Annotated in this window: 13 protein-coding genes; 5 read left to right on the top strand and 8 right to left on the bottom strand. The window is 69.7% G+C overall.

Translation table 11 applies throughout. The features are described from left to right. Window positions 1-4 precede the first annotated feature (4 nt). From LK533_RS10135 to LK533_RS10120, 4 genes are all read left to right on the top strand, one after another. Window positions 5-1,414: a TolC family protein gene (locus LK533_RS10135; RefSeq protein WP_229362690.1), complete on the top strand. Its 1,410-nt coding sequence runs from the start codon at window positions 5-7 to the stop codon at window positions 1,412-1,414. Continuing rightward, window positions 1,414-3,627: a type I secretion system permease/ATPase gene (locus LK533_RS10130; RefSeq protein WP_229362688.1), complete on the top strand. Its 2,214-nt coding sequence runs from the start codon at window positions 1,414-1,416 to the stop codon at window positions 3,625-3,627. The genes LK533_RS10135 and LK533_RS10130 overlap by 1 nt, the downstream gene beginning before the upstream one ends. Beyond that, the gene (locus LK533_RS10125) at window positions 3,627-4,820 is read left to right on the top strand and encodes an HlyD family type I secretion periplasmic adaptor subunit (RefSeq protein ID WP_229362687.1); all 1,194 of its coding nucleotides are present in this window, start codon (window positions 3,627-3,629) and stop codon (window positions 4,818-4,820) included. Before LK533_RS10130 ends, LK533_RS10125 begins: the two co-directional genes overlap by 1 nt. A gap of 74 nt (window positions 4,821-4,894) precedes the next feature. After that, complete coding sequence (locus LK533_RS10120) at window positions 4,895-5,845, top strand: alpha/beta hydrolase family protein (RefSeq protein ID WP_229362685.1); 951 nt, start codon at window positions 4,895-4,897, stop codon at window positions 5,843-5,845. On the opposite strand, the gene LK533_RS10115 is transcribed toward LK533_RS10120, so the two are convergent. The 8 genes from LK533_RS10115 to LK533_RS10080 all read right to left on the bottom strand — a co-directional run bounded on the left by LK533_RS10115 (window position 5,784) and on the right by LK533_RS10080 (window position 16,036). Next, entirely contained in the window at window positions 5,784-9,638 is a 3,855-nt protein-coding gene (locus tag LK533_RS10115; protein WP_229362684.1) for a Mur ligase family protein, read from the bottom strand. The two genes, LK533_RS10120 and LK533_RS10115, sit on opposite strands and share 62 nt — an antisense overlap. Window positions 9,639-9,904: 266 nt before the next feature. Further along, complete coding sequence (gene mgrA, locus LK533_RS10110) at window positions 9,905-10,984, bottom strand: L-glyceraldehyde 3-phosphate reductase (protein ID WP_229362813.1); 1,080 nt, start codon at window positions 10,982-10,984, stop codon at window positions 9,905-9,907. A 162-nt stretch (window positions 10,985-11,146) separates the two neighbouring features. Next, window positions 11,147-11,629 carry a hypothetical protein gene (locus LK533_RS10105; protein ID WP_229362683.1) on the bottom strand — a complete coding sequence of 161 codons (483 nt, stop codon included), beginning with the start codon at window positions 11,627-11,629 and terminating at the stop codon, window positions 11,147-11,149. Between the two features lie 112 nt (window positions 11,630-11,741). Beyond that, on the bottom strand, window positions 11,742-12,809 hold the full coding sequence (gene aroC / locus LK533_RS10100) for a chorismate synthase (RefSeq protein ID WP_229362681.1): 1,068 nt from the start codon (window positions 12,807-12,809) through the stop codon (window positions 11,742-11,744). Then, the gene (locus LK533_RS10095; RefSeq protein WP_229362679.1) at window positions 12,806-13,333 is read right to left on the bottom strand and encodes a GNAT family N-acetyltransferase; all 528 of its coding nucleotides are present in this window, start codon (window positions 13,331-13,333) and stop codon (window positions 12,806-12,808) included. Before LK533_RS10095 ends, aroC begins: the two co-directional genes overlap by 4 nt. Continuing rightward, window positions 13,330-14,133, bottom strand: a complete 804-nt coding sequence (fabI, locus tag LK533_RS10090; RefSeq protein ID WP_324255283.1) for an enoyl-ACP reductase FabI — start codon at window positions 14,131-14,133, stop codon at window positions 13,330-13,332. The genes LK533_RS10095 and fabI overlap by 4 nt, the downstream gene beginning before the upstream one ends. Next, the gene (locus LK533_RS10085; protein ID WP_229362810.1) at window positions 14,130-15,005 is read right to left on the bottom strand and encodes a YihY/virulence factor BrkB family protein; all 876 of its coding nucleotides are present in this window, start codon (window positions 15,003-15,005) and stop codon (window positions 14,130-14,132) included. The genes fabI and LK533_RS10085 overlap by 4 nt, the downstream gene beginning before the upstream one ends. Before the next feature lie 95 nt (window positions 15,006-15,100). After that, window positions 15,101-16,036 carry a DnaJ C-terminal domain-containing protein gene (locus LK533_RS10080; RefSeq protein ID WP_229362678.1) on the bottom strand — a complete coding sequence of 312 codons (936 nt, stop codon included), beginning with the start codon at window positions 16,034-16,036 and terminating at the stop codon, window positions 15,101-15,103. 97 nt (window positions 16,037-16,133) lie between these two features. On the opposite strand from LK533_RS10080, the gene LK533_RS10075 reads away from it, so the two are divergent. Continuing rightward, window positions 16,134-16,826, top strand: coding sequence for a DUF4197 domain-containing protein (locus LK533_RS10075; RefSeq protein ID WP_229362677.1), 693 nt, complete (start codon window positions 16,134-16,136; stop codon window positions 16,824-16,826). The last annotated feature ends 26 nt before the right edge of the window (window positions 16,827-16,852 follow it).

Below are 16,852 nucleotides of genomic sequence, written 5' to 3'. Positions count from 1 at the left end.
CAGCATGGCACCTCGCCGGCAGCGTTCGCGCTGCCGGCGATGGCTCGCCCGGATTTCCGCCGTCGCGCTGATCGCCGGCGGGCTGCTGCCGATCGCCCAAGCGCAGCAGGGCGGGACGGTTGTGGCCGAACCCGGGCCGGGCCCTGCTGCCGATCCGATCGGTCCCCCGGCGCCTCCGGGGCTCGAACCCCTGGGCGCGCTTTCGCTGGAGGTGGCGGTACGCCGCGCGGTCGAGTGGAACCCCTCGATCGAGGAGGCGGTCGCGCGGATCGGCGCGGAAGAGGCGGAAATCCGTGTCGCCCGCGCTGGTTATTACCCGACGATCCGGGGCGGCATCGGCACCGAATACGACAACCGGCTGCGGGGATCGGCGTGGCTGCCGCGTCCGCAGGTGTCGGCATCGCAGATGCTGCTCGACTTCGGCAAAGTCTCCAGCGACGTGGCTGCCGCGCGGGCGGGCGTGGAGATCAGTCGCGCCCAGCTGCTGCTCGCGGTGGACAATCTGGTGCGCGATACGGCCCAGACCGTGGTCGAGATCCAGCGACATGAGGCGCTGATCGAGGTCGCCGATGCCCAGCTCGAAAGCGTGCAGGCGATCAACACGCTGGTGCAGCAGCGCACCAGCGCCGGCGCCAGCACCCGTTCGGACGCGGTGCAGGCGGAGGCCCGCGTGGAGGCAGCCCGTGTCGCGGTGCTCGAGATCCGCGCGCAGCTGGAACGCTGGCGCGGGGTGCTTGGCTATCTGATCGGCAGCAAGGGGCCGGTGGCGACGGTACGCAGCGAAACGCCCGTCTGGCTGGACCAGATGTGCGAGGGGCCGGCGCCCGATCTGGCGCAGGTGCCATCGGTTCAGGAGGCGAACGCGCGGCGCGAGCAGGCAACGGCCGAGTTGCAACGCAGCCGCGCCGACGCCTTGCCGACGCTCTCGCTCGATGCCGGGGCGTCCCCCGACGTGCGCGATCCGATCTCGAGCCGCAGCTATTACAACTTCGGCCTGTCGGTCTCCAGCACCCTGTTCCAGGGCGGCGCGTCGCGGGCGCGGCGGGCGGGCGCCGAACAGTCCTTGCGTGCCGCCGATGCAGCGGTGGAGGCAAGCAACCTGGAGGTCGCGCGCGCGCTGGCCGAGGCCCGCCAGCAGATCCCGAGTCTGCGCCAGCGCAGCGAGTCGCTCGGCTCGCGCGAGGCGATGATGCGCGAGACCGGCAAGCTCTATCGCCTGCAATATCTGGAGATGGGCACGCGCACGCTGATCGACCTGCTCAACGCCGAGCAGGAGCTGCACCAGGTGCTGTTCGATCGAGTCAACGCCGCGCACGACCTGCGCCGCCTGGAACTCGATTGCATGTTCAACAAGGGCCAGTCGCGGGACCGCTTTGCCTTGAGCGGGATGCGGGTGCGCGGGGTGACCTTATGATGATGCACAAGCCGATCGTGGGCACGCCGCTCGCGGACGATCCCGGCGACGCCGCTGCCGCGCAGGAGGTGATCGAGCGCTGGATCGCAGCATTGCGGCAGGTCGCCACCCAGTTCCGGCTGCCCCAGTCGATGCAGGCCGCCCGCCTGTCCGCGGCCTGGGATGCGGCGACCGACGAGCGCGACCGCGTGACCAACCTCGCCTCCCGCATGGGGCTGCGGGTAAAGTTCGAAGGCCCCGCGCTGCTCGACGGCGAGCTGTCGCCCTGGCGGCTGCCGCTGATCGTCAAGCTGCGCAACGGGCAGGTGGGCGTGCTGGCCGGCGCCAGTGCCGATGGCGAGGGCAGTTTCCAGACCGCGGGTCCGGGCGAGCTGCCGGTCACGGTGCGCATCGCCGATCTCCGTGCACAGGCCGAGCTGGTGGTGCTCGCCCGGCCCGCGCGCGGCATCCCCGATGCGCGCGTCGACGCCTATGTCGAGCCGTTCGAGCCCAAGTGGCTGTGGAAGCTCGCCTTCCAGGAGCGCAGCGGCTACGCGCCGGTGCTCGTCGCCTCGCTGCTGGTGCATCTGCTGGGGCTGACCGGCATCATCTTCTCGATGCAGGTCTATGACCGGGTGGTCCCGGCCGAGTCCTTTCCTACCCTCTACGTCCTGTTCATCGGCGTGCTGCTGGCGATCGGTTTCGACTTCGTGCTGCGGCAGCTGCGCACCGGGGTGATCGATCTGCTCGGCAAGCGCGCGGACCTGCGCATCTCCGACCGCGTGTTCGGCCATGCGCTGCGGGTCCGCAACCGGGCGCGGCCGGTGTCGACCGGCAGCTTCACCGCCCAGCTGCGCGACATGGACCAGGTGCGCGAGCTGATGACCTCCACCACCGTGGCGGCGATCGCGGACCTGCCCTTCTTCTTCCTGTTCCTGGGCATCTTCTGGTTCATCGGCGGCACGCTGGTGCTGGTGCCGCTCGTGGCGCTGGTGCTGCTGGTGGTGCCCGCCGTCCTCGCCCAGCCCAAGCTGCGCGCCTATGCGGTGGAAGCCGCGCGGGAAGCATCGCTGCGCAGCGGCATTCTGATCGAGGTCGTCCAGGGCATCGAGGACATGAAGACGCTGCAGGCGGAGGACCGTTTCCAGCAGCAGTGGAACCACCTGAACGCGGTGACGGGCGAGGCGCAACTGCGGCTGCGCGCGCTGACGGCGCGGCTCGTGTCCTGGACGCAGACGGTGCAGATGGGCGTTTACGCCGCGGTCATCTTCTTTGGCGCGCCGCTGGTGATGGCGGGCGACATGACGACGGGCGCGCTGGTCGGTGCCTCCATGCTCGGCTCGCGCATGATGACTCCGTTGGCGCAGGTGACTCAGGTGCTCAGCCGACTGCAACAGGCGCGCACCAGCATCGCCGGCCTCGACAAGGTGATGGCGCTGCCGGTCGATCATCCGGACCGCGAATCGCGCGTGCATCTGCCGCGGATCTCCGGCGACCTGACGGTGCGCGACGCCGTGTTCCGTTATGGCGATCCGCAGTCGCCGGCGGCGCTGACGGTCAGCAAGCTGCAGATCAAGGCCGGCGAAAAGGTCGCAATCCTCGGCCGCAATGGTGCTGGCAAGTCCACGCTGTTGCAGGCGCTGGGCGGCATGCTGGAGCCGATCCAGGGCGAGGTGCTGGTCGATGACGTCGCGCTGGCACAGGTCGACCCCGCCGATGTGCGCCGCGACATCAGCCTGTTGTCCCAGCGCGCGCGGCTGTTCCACGGGACGATCCGCGACAATCTGCTGATGGGGGCGCCGCATGCCGGCGACGAGGAGATCCGCGCGGTGCTCTCGACGGTCGGCGCGGACGAGTTCGTGCGGCGGCTGCCGCGCGGGTTGGAGCACGTCATCTTCGAAGGGGGAGCGGGCCTTTCCGGCGGCCAGGTGCAGGCGCTGCTGCTCGCCCGGCTGCTGATCCGTGATCCCTCGGTGATCCTGCTGGACGAGCCCACCGCGTCGATGGACGAAACGACGGAACGCCACTTCATCGCACGCTTCCGCGAATGGAGCGCCGAGCGCACGGTGGTGATCGCCACCCACCGCACCCGCGCGCTCGAGCTGGTCGACCGGCTGATCGTGGTGGAGGGCGGACGCATCGTCGCAGACGGCCCGCGCGACGAGATGCTGGAACGGCTGCGGGCACCGCGCCCCGCGGCCAAGGTGGTGCCGGTACGGAAGGATCGCGCCTGATGGCCAGCAACGCCGATGCGCTGAACGGAAGCTGGGTGTTCGGCGACGCCGACGGCATCCGGCTGGGCCGCGCGATGCGGCTGATCTGGGTGATCTTCGCCTGCCTCGCCGCGCTCTGCATCTGGGCCTATTTCGCGCGGCTCGACGAGGTGGCGACGGGCGCCGGCCGGGTGGTGCCCTCCACCCGCGAACAGGTGATCCAGTCGCTGGAGGGCGGCATCCTCGCCAAGCTGGCGGTCAAGCAGGACGACATTGTCCAGCCAGGCCAGATGCTGGCGCAGCTCGACCCCACCCAGAGCGAGTCCACGTTCGAGGAAAGCGCGGCCAAGTATCGCGCCGCGCTCGCCAGCGTCGCGCGGCTGGAGGCGGAGGTGGGACAGACCTCGCCCGTCTTTCCTGCCGAACTCAACGCCTTTCCTGAGCTCAAGGCCAAGGAACTGCGCCTCTACCAGGCGCGGCGCAGCAGCCTCGACAAGTCGCTGGCCTGGATCCGCCGATCGATCGCGCTGCTCACCAATGAGGTGCAGATCGGCCAGCGGCTGATCGCGGTCGGCGCGTCGAGCAACGTCGAGGTACTGCGCTTGCAGCGCCAGCTTGCGGAGCTGGAGCTGAAACAGGCCGACCTCACCTCGGAATACATCGTCCAGGCGCGAGAGGAACTGGCCAAGGCCAATGCCGAGGTCGCGACCCTCTCGCCGGTGGTGAAGGGCCGCGCCGACACGCTTGCCCGGCTGACGTTGCGCTCGCCGGTGCGCGGCATCGTCAAGAACATCGAAGTGTCGACGATCGGCGGCGTCATCCCGCCCAACGGCAAGCTGATGGATATCGTACCGCTGGACGACCGACTGCTGGTGGAGGCGCGCATTTCGCCGCGCGACATCGCCTTCATCCACCCCAACCAGTCGGCCAGCGTCAAGATCACCGCCTATGATTTCGCGATCTACGGCGGGCTGAAGGGGAAGGTCACCACCATCTCTCCCGACACGATCAAGGACGAGGTGAAGCCCGACGTCGAATATTATCGCGTGCTGATCCGGACCGATCGTGACGCGCTGGTGAACAAGGCCGGGCGCCGCTTCCCGATCGTGCCCGGCATGGTGGCGACTGCCGACATCCACACCGGCAGCAAGACCGTGTTCCAGTATCTCACAAAGCCGTTCAATCGCGGGCGCGAGGCGCTGCGGGAACGGTGAGCCTGTTCGGGGCTTGGTGGGCGACCGCCCTTCTCCTGTCGCTGTCTGCGGAGACCCCGATGCCGCCCCGGCTGATGCCCAACGAAGTTCAGCGCCCCGCCCCCTTGCGGGTGCCGCGCGGCCGCGAGGCCTTCGACGCGCGTGAGGCGCTGAACGGCGCCATCGGCAGCCGGCGTCGCTGCGCGGACGTGCCCGATGCCTATTGGGTGGCGACGCCCGGCGGCGGCGCCTGCATGCGCACCTATCCGGCCGGAACTCCGCGCGCCGGCGGCACGATGCTGGTCTATCTGTCGGGCGACGTGCTGCTGCGCGGGCGTGGTGGCGTGCGCCTGATCGCGGCAAGCTATGCCCGGCGTTCCCCGGCCGACATTCGCCAGGAGATGGCGCGCTGGTCGCGCGACGCCGGCACTCCCGCGCTGTTTCTCGCGCGGCCGGGGCTCTACGGCTCCTCCGGCAATCATGGCGCGCGGCGGCGGATCGAGGAGGTGCGGCTGGTCGATGGCGCGCTGGACCGGATCAAGGCGCGCTACCGGGTCTCGCGCTTCATCCTGGCGGGGCATTCGGGTGGCGGCCAGCTGGTGGCGGCGCTGCTCGGCCGCCGGCGGGACGTCAGCGCCGCCTTCATCAGCTCGGGACTGGTCTCCGCGGCCGAGGTGATGCGCGCCTACCAAAAGCGGCGCGGTCGCAATGCCGGGCCGGTCGAGGACCCGAACGCCGTCTATGATCCGATCGGCCATGTCCGGGAAATCCCGCGCCCGGCGCCCGACATCTTCGTCCTTTCGGATCCGGGCGACCGCGCGGTGCCGTTCCTCAGCCAGCGCCATTACGTCGAACGGCTGCGCAGCGCTGGCCTGCACCCCACCCACCTCCTGCTGAAGGGGGAGGGGCGAACCCGCCACCTGCTGGTCGGGCCGCTGAAGGCAGGCGCCGCGCTTTATGCGCGGGGCGAGGATGCCGCGGCGATCAGCGCGGCGTTGCGCGCGATGGCGCCGCTGCCGCCTCCACCGCAGGAATCCGCTCGCTGAGCAGCGCACGCGCGGCCGCGTCGCGCGCCGCGCGGGTGGGGGCGCCCAGCACCGCTGCGATCCAGCGCCTGCCGCCTGCATCCAGTACCGACAGCAGCAGGTGGTGGGCACGTGCGCCCACGCTGCCGGTGCGCAGCCCGTCCACGCCGACCGCGGTGCCGAGCAGCCGGTTGGTGTTGGGGTAGGCCACGCCCTTCCACGTAAACGCGGGCCGGGCCGACAGCGCATGAACCGCAGGTGCCTGTGTGAGCACATGCGCGCCCAAAAGGATGGCGTCGGCGCCGGTGATCGCCTGTCCACGCCCCACGCCGCTTGCCGAGGCGAAGCGTGACGCGGTCATGCCGATTGCCTGCGCGCGTTCGTTCATCAATTGGACAAAGGCTTCGGCCGAGCCGCTGTGCCACTCGGCGAGCGCCTGCGCCGCCTCGTTCGCGCCGACGATCGCAGTGGCGGCCATCAGGTCGCCGAGCGCCACGGCTTCTCCGGCCTCCAGCCGCCAGCGGCTGTTGACGGCCGCGGCCGCTGGCGAGACGGGGACCAGCACCTCCGTGCCGATGCCGAGCGCCTGGCGGCGCTCCTCGACCAGACAGAGGGTGAGCAGCTTGGCGAGGGCGGCCGGGTGATGCGCCGCATCGGCATGTTCGGCGAACACCATACGCCCGGCCTCCAGGTCGTAGAGCAGCCGGCTCTGCGGCGGCGTGGGCTGTGCCGCCGGCCGCAACAGGGGCTGGGGGGTCCTGCCGGCCTGGGCCTTGAGCCAGTCGACCAGTTCGTGGATGCGCCGGCTGTTTGACCCCTTGAACAGCACCACGTCCCCGTCCCGGAGATCCGCGCGCACCGCCGCCATCAGGGCCTCCAGCGTCGATGCATGGGTGCCGCGCTGGTGCGACGGCAGCGCCGCCCAGAACCGGCTCCAAAGGGACCCAAGCGCATGCACGCGCGCGATCCGCGGATCGACGGCCGTGGCGAGTGCGTGGTGGAACGGCTCCTCGCCTTCGCCAAGCTCGGCCATCTCGCCCAGCACCGCCACGCGGCGGGTGCCGGGGCGCTGGGTCAGGTCGGCAAGCGCCGCGGCCATCGATGCGGGATTGGCGTTGTAGGCGTCGTCGATCAGCGTCACCCGCTTGCCGTCGATCGCCAGCGGCAGCGTTTCGCCACGACCGGGAAGCGAGCGGAACCCGGCCAGCGCCTCGAGCGCCGGCTCGATCGGGTGGCCCAGCGCTGCGACCGCGGCGAGTGTGGCCAGCGCGTTCAGCGCCATGTGCTCGCCCGATGCGCCGAGCGTAAACCGCACCGGCCGGCCGAACACCAGCGCCTCCACCGCGCCGCGGCCGCCGTCGTAGGACAGCAGCCGTACGTCGCAACCCTCCGACCGGCCATAGTGGATCACGCGCAGCTGCCGCGCCTGTGCGGCGGCATGGACGATGTGCCACTGGTCCATTTCGCGGTTGAGAATGGCGCTACCGCCCGGCGCCATGCCCAGGAAGATCGCGCTCTTGGTGCGCGCGATGTCCGCGACGCTGCTGCCGCCGGTCAGGTGCGCAGGCGCGATGTTGGTGAAGATCGCCACGTCCGGCCGGGCCAGCCGGGCGCTGTGCGCCATGCGGCCGACCGCCAGTTCCAGCACGACATGCCTGGCGTCCGGGGCAAGCGAGGCAAGGTTCCAGGCGACGCCATGCGGAAGATTGGCGTTGTGCGCGCTGCGCCCGACCGGACCGAAGGGCTCCAGCACATGCGCCAGCATGGCGACCGCGGTCGTCTTTCCCGCGCTTCCGGTGACGGCCAGGACGGGCGCCGTCAGCTGTCGCCGTGCCGCCCTGCCGAGTTCGAGAACGGCATCGCCGGTGTCGGCAACGCGCAGCACCGGCATGCCCGGCGGCACGCTAGCCGGATCCCCGTCGGTGATGACGGCCGCGGGTGGCGGCGACAGGGTGGCGACTGCCGCCGCGCGCATCCCGCGCCCCGTCGCGCCCAATCGGACCACCGCCAGCTGGCCAGGGCGATAGGTGGGCGGGTGGATGCAGACGCCGTCTGCGGACCAGCCGGCGGGCGGCGGGACGATCCAGCGCCCGCCGGTCGCCGTCGCCAGGCTCTCCGCATTCCACGGGCCTGCCGTACCGGATGCCGGCGTGGCGGGCCGCAGCGGCGACCCTTGCGTGCGGTAGCGGTGATAGGCGACAAGGCCGGAGAGGTAATGCTCCACATCGTCGATGCGGACGCGAAAGCCATGGTGGCGGATGAAGAAGCTGCCGGCGATGCGGTCCGGCCGGGCGAAGTCCATCGCCAGTTCCGGCCAGAAATGGCCATTGAGCAGGTGGCGCACGCGCGCCTCCAGTGCCTCGTTGAAGCGGTCGACGTCGACTTCGGCGAGCAGGTGGCGGTGCTCGGGCATGTCGGCGATCCGCGCCAGCATGGCATGCGCGGCCATCATCAGCTCGAGCAGGGTGGGAAAGGTCGTGATCCGGTCGCGGACGAAGTCGAGATAGCCGGCGACATTGCGGATGCCGAAGCGGAGATAGCGTTCCTCCGGCCGCACCAGCGTCAGCTCGTTGGTGCAATAGCCGAGCCAGTGGTCGTGGTGCTGCCAATGCCCGGCCGCGAGGAAATGGTCATAGGCGCGCTCGACCACGGCCAGCCAGCGCGGATCGCCGGTGAGTCCGTGGAGCCGCATCAGCGCGAACGCAGCCTCGCCCTCATAATAGATGGTCCGAAACGCCTGCACGACCTTCAGGTCGGGATAGTGGAGCACGTGCGTGAAGGCACCGGTCTCCTGCTTCTGCATCGAGCGGATGCCGAGTGCCAGCTGCTCCATCAGCGCGAGATGGTCGCGGCAGCCGGTCGCCTTGGCGTGCTGGACGAGCGCCAGGATCGCGACCGCGCTGCCGCCCAGCTTGATCTCGTCGCCCATGTCCACAAGGAACGCGGCCTGCGTGCCGTCGCCCAGCATGGCTGGGCGGATGAGTTCCCGTACCAGATAGCCGAGCGCACGGTTGATCGCAGCGGCGAGCTGCGGGTCGTGCAGCATCTCCCACGCCTCGATCATCGCATAGGTGGAGCTGGCGTGACGCAGCGCATTGTACGTGTCGATCCTGCGGTCGAAGCACGGGTGATAGCCATAGACGAAGCGGCCATCGTCGCCGACCTGGGCGGCGAGGTACAGGGCGCCGTCCTGCACCAGCGCCGCGACATGGTCCGGGGTCAGCGGCTCCAGCCGTCGGCGCCCGCGCGCCAGCCCTTCGCTCTCCAGCGGCACGCAGGTCCCGGCATCGTCGGCAAAGGCCGCCTCAGTGGAAAAGAGGAACAGCGGCGTCTCGTCGGCAAAGTCGATGGCGGTCGAGGTGCCGTACTTCCGCCGCGCATAGCTGGCGAAATTGCCCTCGTTCACCACCGCATGGCCGATGGTGTTGCCGCCATAGAGCATCGCGTTGGCGTTGAGCTCCTGCTCCAGGAACGCGCGCTCGAACTGCGCGTCGAGGGCGATGCCATAGCGGAAATAGTTGCGCTTGGTCTGGCGCAGGCTGGCGCGAAGCTTGCCCCAGCTGCTGGGCTGGACTTCGGTCACACGCTCGACGCGCAGCCAGCGGGGCGGGCTCGCCTGTGCCGCCTCCTGGACCAGCGCGGACAGGCGCGACCATGCTTCCTCGAAACCGGCGCCGCGCGCGGTCAGGACGGCGGCACGGCGGTCGCCCGAGCCGAAGGCGGCGAAGAGGATCGTGTCGCCTGTGCCATCGTCGCCCGTGCCCCTGGCCGCGAGCAGCCCGTGCAGGCCCGACAGCATTTCCGCGATCAACATGGCAGTTCCTTGTGGTTCCGCCGCCAATCTGGCGAGCGGAGGTTACCGCCCGACTAAGATACGCCTTTCCCGCTGAGGCCGCACGTCAGCATCCCCCCCCGACCCAGCTTCCGTATTCCCGCGCGGGCGAGACCTCTGCGAAACCCTTTCTCGTGCTCCCGCGCAGGCGGGAAATCAGAGCCCAGCGCAACAGCGCCGGTTTACGCCTGCAACCCGGGGCTCCCGCCTTGGCGGGAGCACAAGAGGCGGGAGTGCGGGAGGTCTTTCTACCCCGCGCTGCGTCCACCCGCTGCCGGGAGTTCGCGGATGCTGGCGGATTCCTCCCACAGGTTGATCCCGCCCTCGCCGGCGTGCGCGTCGATGCGCGCCAGCTCGTCGTCGGTGAAATCAAGGCGGTTGAGCGCATCCAGGCTGTTGTCGAGCTGCGCCACCGTGCGCGCGCCGATCAGCGCGGACGTGACGCGCGGGTCGCGCAGTACCCAGGCGATCGCCATCTGCGCCAGGCTCTGCCCGCGTGCCTGGGCAATCTCGCCGAGCGCCCGCACGCGCGCAAGGTTTTCTTCCGTCAGCAGGCCCTCAGACAGCGAACCGCCGCGTGCCGCGCGCGCATCGGCGGGAACACCGCCCAGATATTTGTTGGTGAGCATGCCCTGCGCGAGCGGCGAAAAGGCGATGCAGCCGGTGCCGAGGTCGGCGAGCGTCGCCAGCAGGTCGCGCTCGATCCAGCGGTTGAGCATCGAATAGCTCGGCTGGTGGATCAGCAGCGGCACCTTGTGCTCGGTGAGGATTGCCGCTGCCTGCTGCGTCAGCTCGGGCGAATAGGAGGAGATGCCGACGTACAGCGCCTTGCCCTGTGCATGGAGCTGCGCGAGCGCGCCCATGGTCTCTTCGAGCGGCGTGTCGGGATCGACGCGATGCGAGTAGAAGATGTCGACATAGTCGAGGCCCATCCGCTTCAGGCTCTGCTCGCAGCTGGCGATCAGATATTTGCGGCTGCCGCCGATGCCGCCATAGGGCCCGGGCCACATGTCCCAGCCGGCCTTGGAGGAGATCAGCAGCTCGTCGCGGTGGGCGCGGAAATCGTGCGCCATCACGCGCCCGAAATTCTCCTCCGCCGAGCCATAGGGCGGGCCATAGTTGTTCGCGAGATCGAAATGGGTGACGCCGCGGTCGAACGCGCGGCGCAGGATCGCGCGGCCCGTCTCGAACACGTCTTCGCCGCCGAAATTCTGCCACAGCCCCAGGCTGATCGCCGGCAGGTTCAGTCCGCTGCGACCGCACCGCCGATAGGGCATGCGCCCGTCATAGCGTGCGGGGTCAGGCTGATAGGGGGGCTCGAACGACATTCGGCAGGTCTCCGGGTCTGGGGCCTGCGCCATGTAGGAACAACGGTACGCCGGGGCCAGGCCCGGACGCGACCCCGGTCAGGGAACACGCGCCAGCCAGCGACGCTGCCGCTGGCTGGACGTGCAGAGGGAGGCCGGACGTTTCGCCCGGTCGAGAGACGGTCAGCGCCCGCCGGAGCTGCCGCCAGAGCTGCCACCGGTGCCGGTGCCGCCTGCGCCACCCATGGTGGTCGAGCCGCCCGAGCTGCCGCCCGTGCCAGTGCCACCCGCACCGGTGCCGGAGCCGCCCGAGCTTCCGGTGGTCGAACCGCCGGAGCTTCCCGACATGCCGTCTGGAATCGTGCCGGTCGAACCCGGCGTGGACGAGCTGCCCGAGCCGGTCGTGCTGTCGGTGGTGGTCGGCGAGGTCGTGGTGCTCCGGCGGTTACGCGAACCGCTCCGGGTCTGCCGGCCGGTGGTGGTCGTCGATGACGTGTCGGGGCTGGTGGTCTGCGTACCACGCTGCGTGTCGGTCGTCGTTTCCGTGCCCGGCGTCGTGGTCGGGCTGGTCGTCGGGCTGGTCGTGGTCGGGCTAGTGGTCGTCTGGGCGATCGCGGCGGCTGAGCCACAAACCGCCAGCATACCGATCAAGATCGTCTTGCGCATGATGGGGTTTCCTTCTCCAAAACCTCAAGGCCAAACGCCCCGGAATCAAAGAAGTGCCGTCGTTCCACTCGCTTGAGCGCAAGTAAAAAGCCTTACATCGTAAAGCGTTGATTCATCCGCACTGCGCCCGGTGCAGCAGTTTCTGGTCGGCGAGCACCAGCGCGACCATGGCTTCCACCACCGGAACCCCGCGGATGCCGACACAAGGGTCATGCCGCCCCCGGGTGGCGAGCGTGGTCGCCTCACCCGTTCGGGTAATGGTCTCCATCGGCGTCAGGATCGAGCTGGTCGGCTTGAACGCGACGCGCAGCCGCACCGGCTGGCCCGTGGCGATCCCGCCCGCGATCCCGCCGGCGTGGTTGGCGAGGAAGGCGGGACCCGCTTCACCCGGGCGCATCGGATCGGCATTCTCCTCGCCGGAAAGCGCGGCTGCCGCAAAGCCGTCGCCGATCTCGACGCCCTTGACGGCGTTGATCGACATGGCGGCCGCCGCAAGCTCGCTGTCGAGCTTGGCATAGAGCGGCGCGCCCCACCCGGCGGGGACCCCCGTCGCTTCGCAGGCGACGACGGCGCCGAGCGACGAGCCGGCCTTGCGCGCGCGGTCGACCAGCGCCTCCCAGCGGACGGCGGCTTGCGGATCGGGGCAGAAGAAGGGATTGCGGCCGATCTCGGCGGCATCGAAGTTCGCATAGTCGATCGCGTCGCCGCCGATCGCCTCGACCCAGGCGGTGATGGTCACTTCCGGGATCACCAGCCGCGCGACGGCACCGGCGGCCACGCGCGACGCGGTTTCGCGCGCGGAGGAACGCCCGCCGCCGCGATAGTCGCGGAAGCCGTATTTGGCGTCATAGGCATAGTCGGCGTGGCCAGGGCGATAGGCCTGGGCAACCTCCGAATAATCCTTGGAGCGCTGGTCGACGTTCTCGATCATCAGCGAAATCGGGGTGCCGGTGGTGCGGCCCTCGAACACGCCGGAAAGGATGCGGACTTCGTCGGGTTCGCGCCGCTGGGTCGTGAAGCGCGAGGTGCCGGGGCGGCGCGCGTCGAGGAACGGCTGGAGGTCGGCCTCGGAAATCGCAATTCCCGGTGGGCAGCCGTCGACCACCGCGCCGATCGCGGGTCCATGGCTCTCGCCCCAGGTGGTGAAGCGGAACACCCGCCCGAAGCTGTTGACGCTCATGCCCTCTCCCCGAGCAGCGCAAAGGCACTGGCGTGGCGGGCCTCGCCGCGGACACCGCAGGGCATCGCGCCCTGCTGCAGCGGCAGTGCCAGCAAATTCTCGCCCGCATAGGGTGAGTCGAACCCCTGCGCCCAGTCGGCGGCAAAGCCCAGCCGCCCATAATATTCCGGATCGCCCAGCACGAAGCACAGGTGCACGCCAGCATCCATCAGATGCTGCAGCCCCGCGCGGACCAGCGCCTCGCCCACGCCCTGGCGACGGTGCGAGGCGGCGACCGCGACCGGCGCCAGTGCCACCGCGGCGATGGGCTTGCCCGCGATGTCCACGGCCATGCGGCTGAACGCGACCATGCCCGCAAGCATGCCGTCGTCCTCATCGTCTGCCACCAGCGTCAGGACCATGTCGCCGTCGATGCACAGCCGCTGGACCAGCATCGCCTCGTCAGGCGCCGGGAAGGCGGTGCGCAGCAGCGCGTCGATGGCGGCCACGTCCCCGCCCGAGGCCGGGCGGATGGTGATGCTCACGACAGCGCGATGTCGGGTGCGTCCTCGGCCTTCATGCCGATGACGTTGTAGCCGCCATCGACATGGTGGATCTCGCCGGTGACGCCGCTCGCCAGGTCGGAGAGCATGTAAAGGCCGGCGCCGCCGACGTCCTCGATGGTGACGTTGCGGCGGAGCGGCGAGTTCAGCTCGTTCCACTTCAGGATGTAGCGGAAGTCGCCGATGCCCGAGGCCGCGAGCGTCTTGATCGGGCCGGCCGAGATTGCGTTGACGCGGATGTTGTCGCGCCCAAGGTCGACCGCCAGATATTTGACCGAGGTGTCGAGCGCCGACTTGGCCACACCCATCACGTTGTAGTGGGGAACGACCTTTTCCGAGCCATAATAGGTCAGCGTCAGCAGGCTGCCGCCGTTCGGCATCATCTCCCGCGCGCGCTTGGCGACGGCGGTGAAGCTGAAGACCGAGATGTTCATGGTCATCAGGAAGTTTTCGAGGCTGGTGTCGTAGTAGCGACCGCGCAGCTCGTTCTTGTCCGCAAAGCCGATCGCGTGGACGACGAAGTCGATCGTCGGCCACTTCTGCGCCAGCTCGTCGAACGCGCGGTCGAGCGCGCCCATGTCCGACACGTCGCATTCGATCAGCGTGTCCGAGCCCAGCTGCTCGGCGAGGGGCTTCACGCGCTTGCCCAGCGCCTCACCCTGATAGGTAAAGGCCATCTCCGCGCCCTGCTCGTGGAGCGCCTTGGCGATGCCCCATGCCAGCGAACGATCGTTGGCAAGCCCCATGATGAGCCCACGCTTGCCCTGCATCAGTCCCGTCACGCCGCTGTATCCTCCTGTGGTCCGGCCGGCTCCTCTAGCCCCGCTTCGGGGGTTTCCGCCAGCGCCGCGTTCAACTCTGCGCCGACGACCACCCCCAACCCCACGACGAAGAAGAAGATCAGCGCGATCATGACGCCCGCCAGGCTGCCGTAGGTGAGATCATAGCCACCAAGCAAGTCGAGCGCCAAAGGCAGCAGCGCCGTGGTGCCCAGCCACCAGCCCGCGGTCAGCGCCGCGCCCGGCCATTTGGGACATTTGCTGTAGCGGTATTTGCTGGGGGTGAGGCTGTAGAACAGCATGTAGAGCGCGACGAACAGCGCGACCGCCGGCGCCAGCCGCGCGACCGAGAGGATGCGCGCCGTGTCGGTCAGGAACGGCATCACGCGCAGGATGAACTGTTCGATGCCGAGCAGCGCCACCTGGAAGCTGAACGCCGCCATCGCCAGGATCACCGAACCGACGATCAGGCCGATCGACCCCAGGCGATATTCCCAGAACGGCCGGTTGAACGGGATGCCATAGGCCTGACGCAGGATCGAGCGCACCGTTTCGATGAAGCCGGTGGTGGTCCACAGCCCGACAATCGCGCCCAGCCATAGCAGCGATCCCGATCGCGCCTGAAGCACGTCCAGGATCGGCTTCTCGAGGACGCCCGCGACTTCCGGCGGGACGGTGCGCAGGAACGCCTCGACCGCATGCACGCCGTCGCCGGTGCGCCCCACCAGCCGCGCGACCGCGGCCGCGACGATGAAGAAGGGGAACAGCGTGACCAGCGACAGATAGGCGAGGTTGCCGGCGTGGGTGAAGCCGTCGGTATAGGTGCCCACCGCCACCCGGCGCAGGATCTCGATCACGCGCGCGCTCAGGCCCATGCGCGACAACAGCGGCGCGTGCCGGTGCCTGCGCGCTTCCGGGCTTTGGGGAGAAACCGCGCCGACCAATGGACCGGAGCCGGCGCGGGGATCGGTCACAGGCCGAGCTTCGACCGCGGATCCTGGTCGCGGCCGGGCCAGCCCTGCACGAATTCGACCAGCGCGTCGTCGCCGACCGGCAGGTCGACCATCAGCGTCACCAGCTGGTCGCCGCGGCCGCCACCCTTCTTGTGGAAGCCGCGGCCCTTCAGGCGCAGCACCTTGCCCGAGGTCGAGCCCCTGGGCACCTTGAGCATCACCGCGCCCTCGACGGTGGGCACGCGCACTTCGCCGCCCAGCACCGCCTCGGCCAGGCTGATCGGCAGGTCCAGGCGGATGTCGTCGCCGTCGCGAGTGAAGAAGCGATGCGGCTGCACCTCGATAGTGACAATCGCGTCACCGGGCCCGCCGGCACCCGGGTCCCCCTTGCCGGCGAGGCGCATCTGGGTGCCGCTCTCGACGCCTGCGGGCAATTTCAGGTCGATCGTCTTGCCGTCGCGCAGCATGATCCGCTGCGGGCTGAGCGTCGCCGCGTCGGTCAAGGAGACCGACAGGCGGTAGGGAACGTTCGCGCCCTTGGGCGCCTGGCGCCGGCCGAAGCTGCCGCCGCCGAACCCTCCGCCACCGCGCTGGCCGCCGCCAAACAGTCCGCCGAACAGATCCTCGAACCCGCCCGCGTCGCCATCGCCGAAATCGAACTGGCTGCGTCCGCCAGCACCCGGCCGGAACCCGCCGCCCGGACCCCCGCCAAAGCCGAACGGCGCGCTCGGGTTGCCGTCGCCGTCGATCTCGCCGCGGTCGAAGCGGGCGCGCTTGTCCTTGTCGGTGAGCAGGTCATAGGCCTGCGTCACCTGGCTGAAGCGCTCGGCCGCCTTGGGATTGTCCTTGTTCCGGTCGGGGTGCAGCTCTTTTGCGAGCGTGCGATACGCCTTCTTGATGTCCGCTTCGCTCGCGTCGCGCGCGACGCCCAGGGTTGCGTAAGGGTCTGCCATGCCCGTTAGCTAGGCGGTACGGGGCGGTACGGCAATGGGTGCGGCCCAACCATTGTTCAAGCGGAACGAAGCGGCGGGAACGGCCGTTTTCCGGAGCATGAACGCCTGTGCCTCTCCCGCCCGTCGGCGCCTGCTCGCCCAATCCGCGCTGCTGCTCCCGTTGCTCGCCCTGCCGGGTTGCGCGACGACGCTGGGAAGCACTGGCGTGGAAGAGGGCGTGCGCCGGCTGCTGACGCTGTCGAGCGAGCGTGCCTTTGCCCGGCTGACGGAGCCTGGCGGCTTCTACGACGACCAGCTCACCCGCCTGACCCTGCCCGACATCGGCAGCGGCAACGACGTGCTCGGCGCGGTGCTGCGCACGAACGCGGTGCGCAGCCGGGTGGCGATGGCGCTCAACGACGTAGCGGTGGATGCGGCCGAGCGGGCGACGCCGGTGGTGCTCGACTCGATCCGGTCGATGACGCTGTCCGATGCGGTGGCGGTGCTGCGCGGCGGCCCGACCGCGGCGACCGACCTGCTTCAGCGCCAGGTCGGCGGCGCGCTGGTGGAGGCGATGCTTCCCGAATTTTCGTCCGGCCTGCGATCGGATGCGCTGGAGATCCTGTCGGCGGTCGCAGGCTCGCGCACCGGCATCGACTATCTCGCGCTCGCGCGCGCCGGTGCGGATCAGGCCGGCCAGGCGATCTTCCGCGCGATCGGGCGCGAGGAAGCGGCGATTCGTGCCGACCCGCGCAGCACCCGCGACCCGGCGCTGATCGCACTGCTGGGCGGCGCTTCGCTGGTGCGCTGAGAGGCGAGCGCCGCGCAGGTGGCGCG

Source organism: Sphingomonas sp. PL-96, from assembly GCF_020707215.1.
Taxonomy (GTDB): domain Bacteria; phylum Pseudomonadota; class Alphaproteobacteria; order Sphingomonadales; family Sphingomonadaceae; genus Sphingomonas.
This window is presented reverse-complemented; position numbering and strand designations above follow the sequence as displayed.

Bases quoted from the DNA above. Each gene is read 5' to 3' on its own strand.
- LK533_RS10135 (WP_229362690.1), top strand. From the start codon at position 5: ATGGCACCTCGCCGGCAGCGTTCGCGCTGCCGGCGATGGCTCGCCCGG.
- LK533_RS10130 (WP_229362688.1), top strand. From the start codon at position 1,414: ATGATGCACAAGCCGATCGTGGGCACGCCGCTCGCGGACGATCCCGGC.
- LK533_RS10125 (WP_229362687.1), top strand. From the start codon at position 3,627: ATGGCCAGCAACGCCGATGCGCTGAACGGAAGCTGGGTGTTCGGCGAC.
- LK533_RS10120 (WP_229362685.1), top strand. From the start codon at position 4,895: ATGCCCAACGAAGTTCAGCGCCCCGCCCCCTTGCGGGTGCCGCGCGGC.
- LK533_RS10115 (WP_229362684.1), bottom strand. From the start codon at position 9,638: ATGTTGATCGCGGAAATGCTGTCGGGCCTGCACGGGCTGCTCGCGGCC.
- mgrA (WP_229362813.1), bottom strand. From the start codon at position 10,984: ATGTCGTTCGAGCCCCCCTATCAGCCTGACCCCGCACGCTATGACGGG.
- LK533_RS10105 (WP_229362683.1), bottom strand. From the start codon at position 11,629: ATGCGCAAGACGATCTTGATCGGTATGCTGGCGGTTTGTGGCTCAGCC.
- aroC (WP_229362681.1), bottom strand. From the start codon at position 12,809: ATGAGCGTCAACAGCTTCGGGCGGGTGTTCCGCTTCACCACCTGGGGC.
- LK533_RS10085 (WP_229362810.1), bottom strand. From the start codon at position 15,005: ATGGGCCTGAGCGCGCGCGTGATCGAGATCCTGCGCCGGGTGGCGGTG.
- LK533_RS10080 (WP_229362678.1), bottom strand. From the start codon at position 16,036: ATGGCAGACCCTTACGCAACCCTGGGCGTCGCGCGCGACGCGAGCGAA.
- LK533_RS10075 (WP_229362677.1), top strand. From the start codon at position 16,134: ATGAACGCCTGTGCCTCTCCCGCCCGTCGGCGCCTGCTCGCCCAATCC.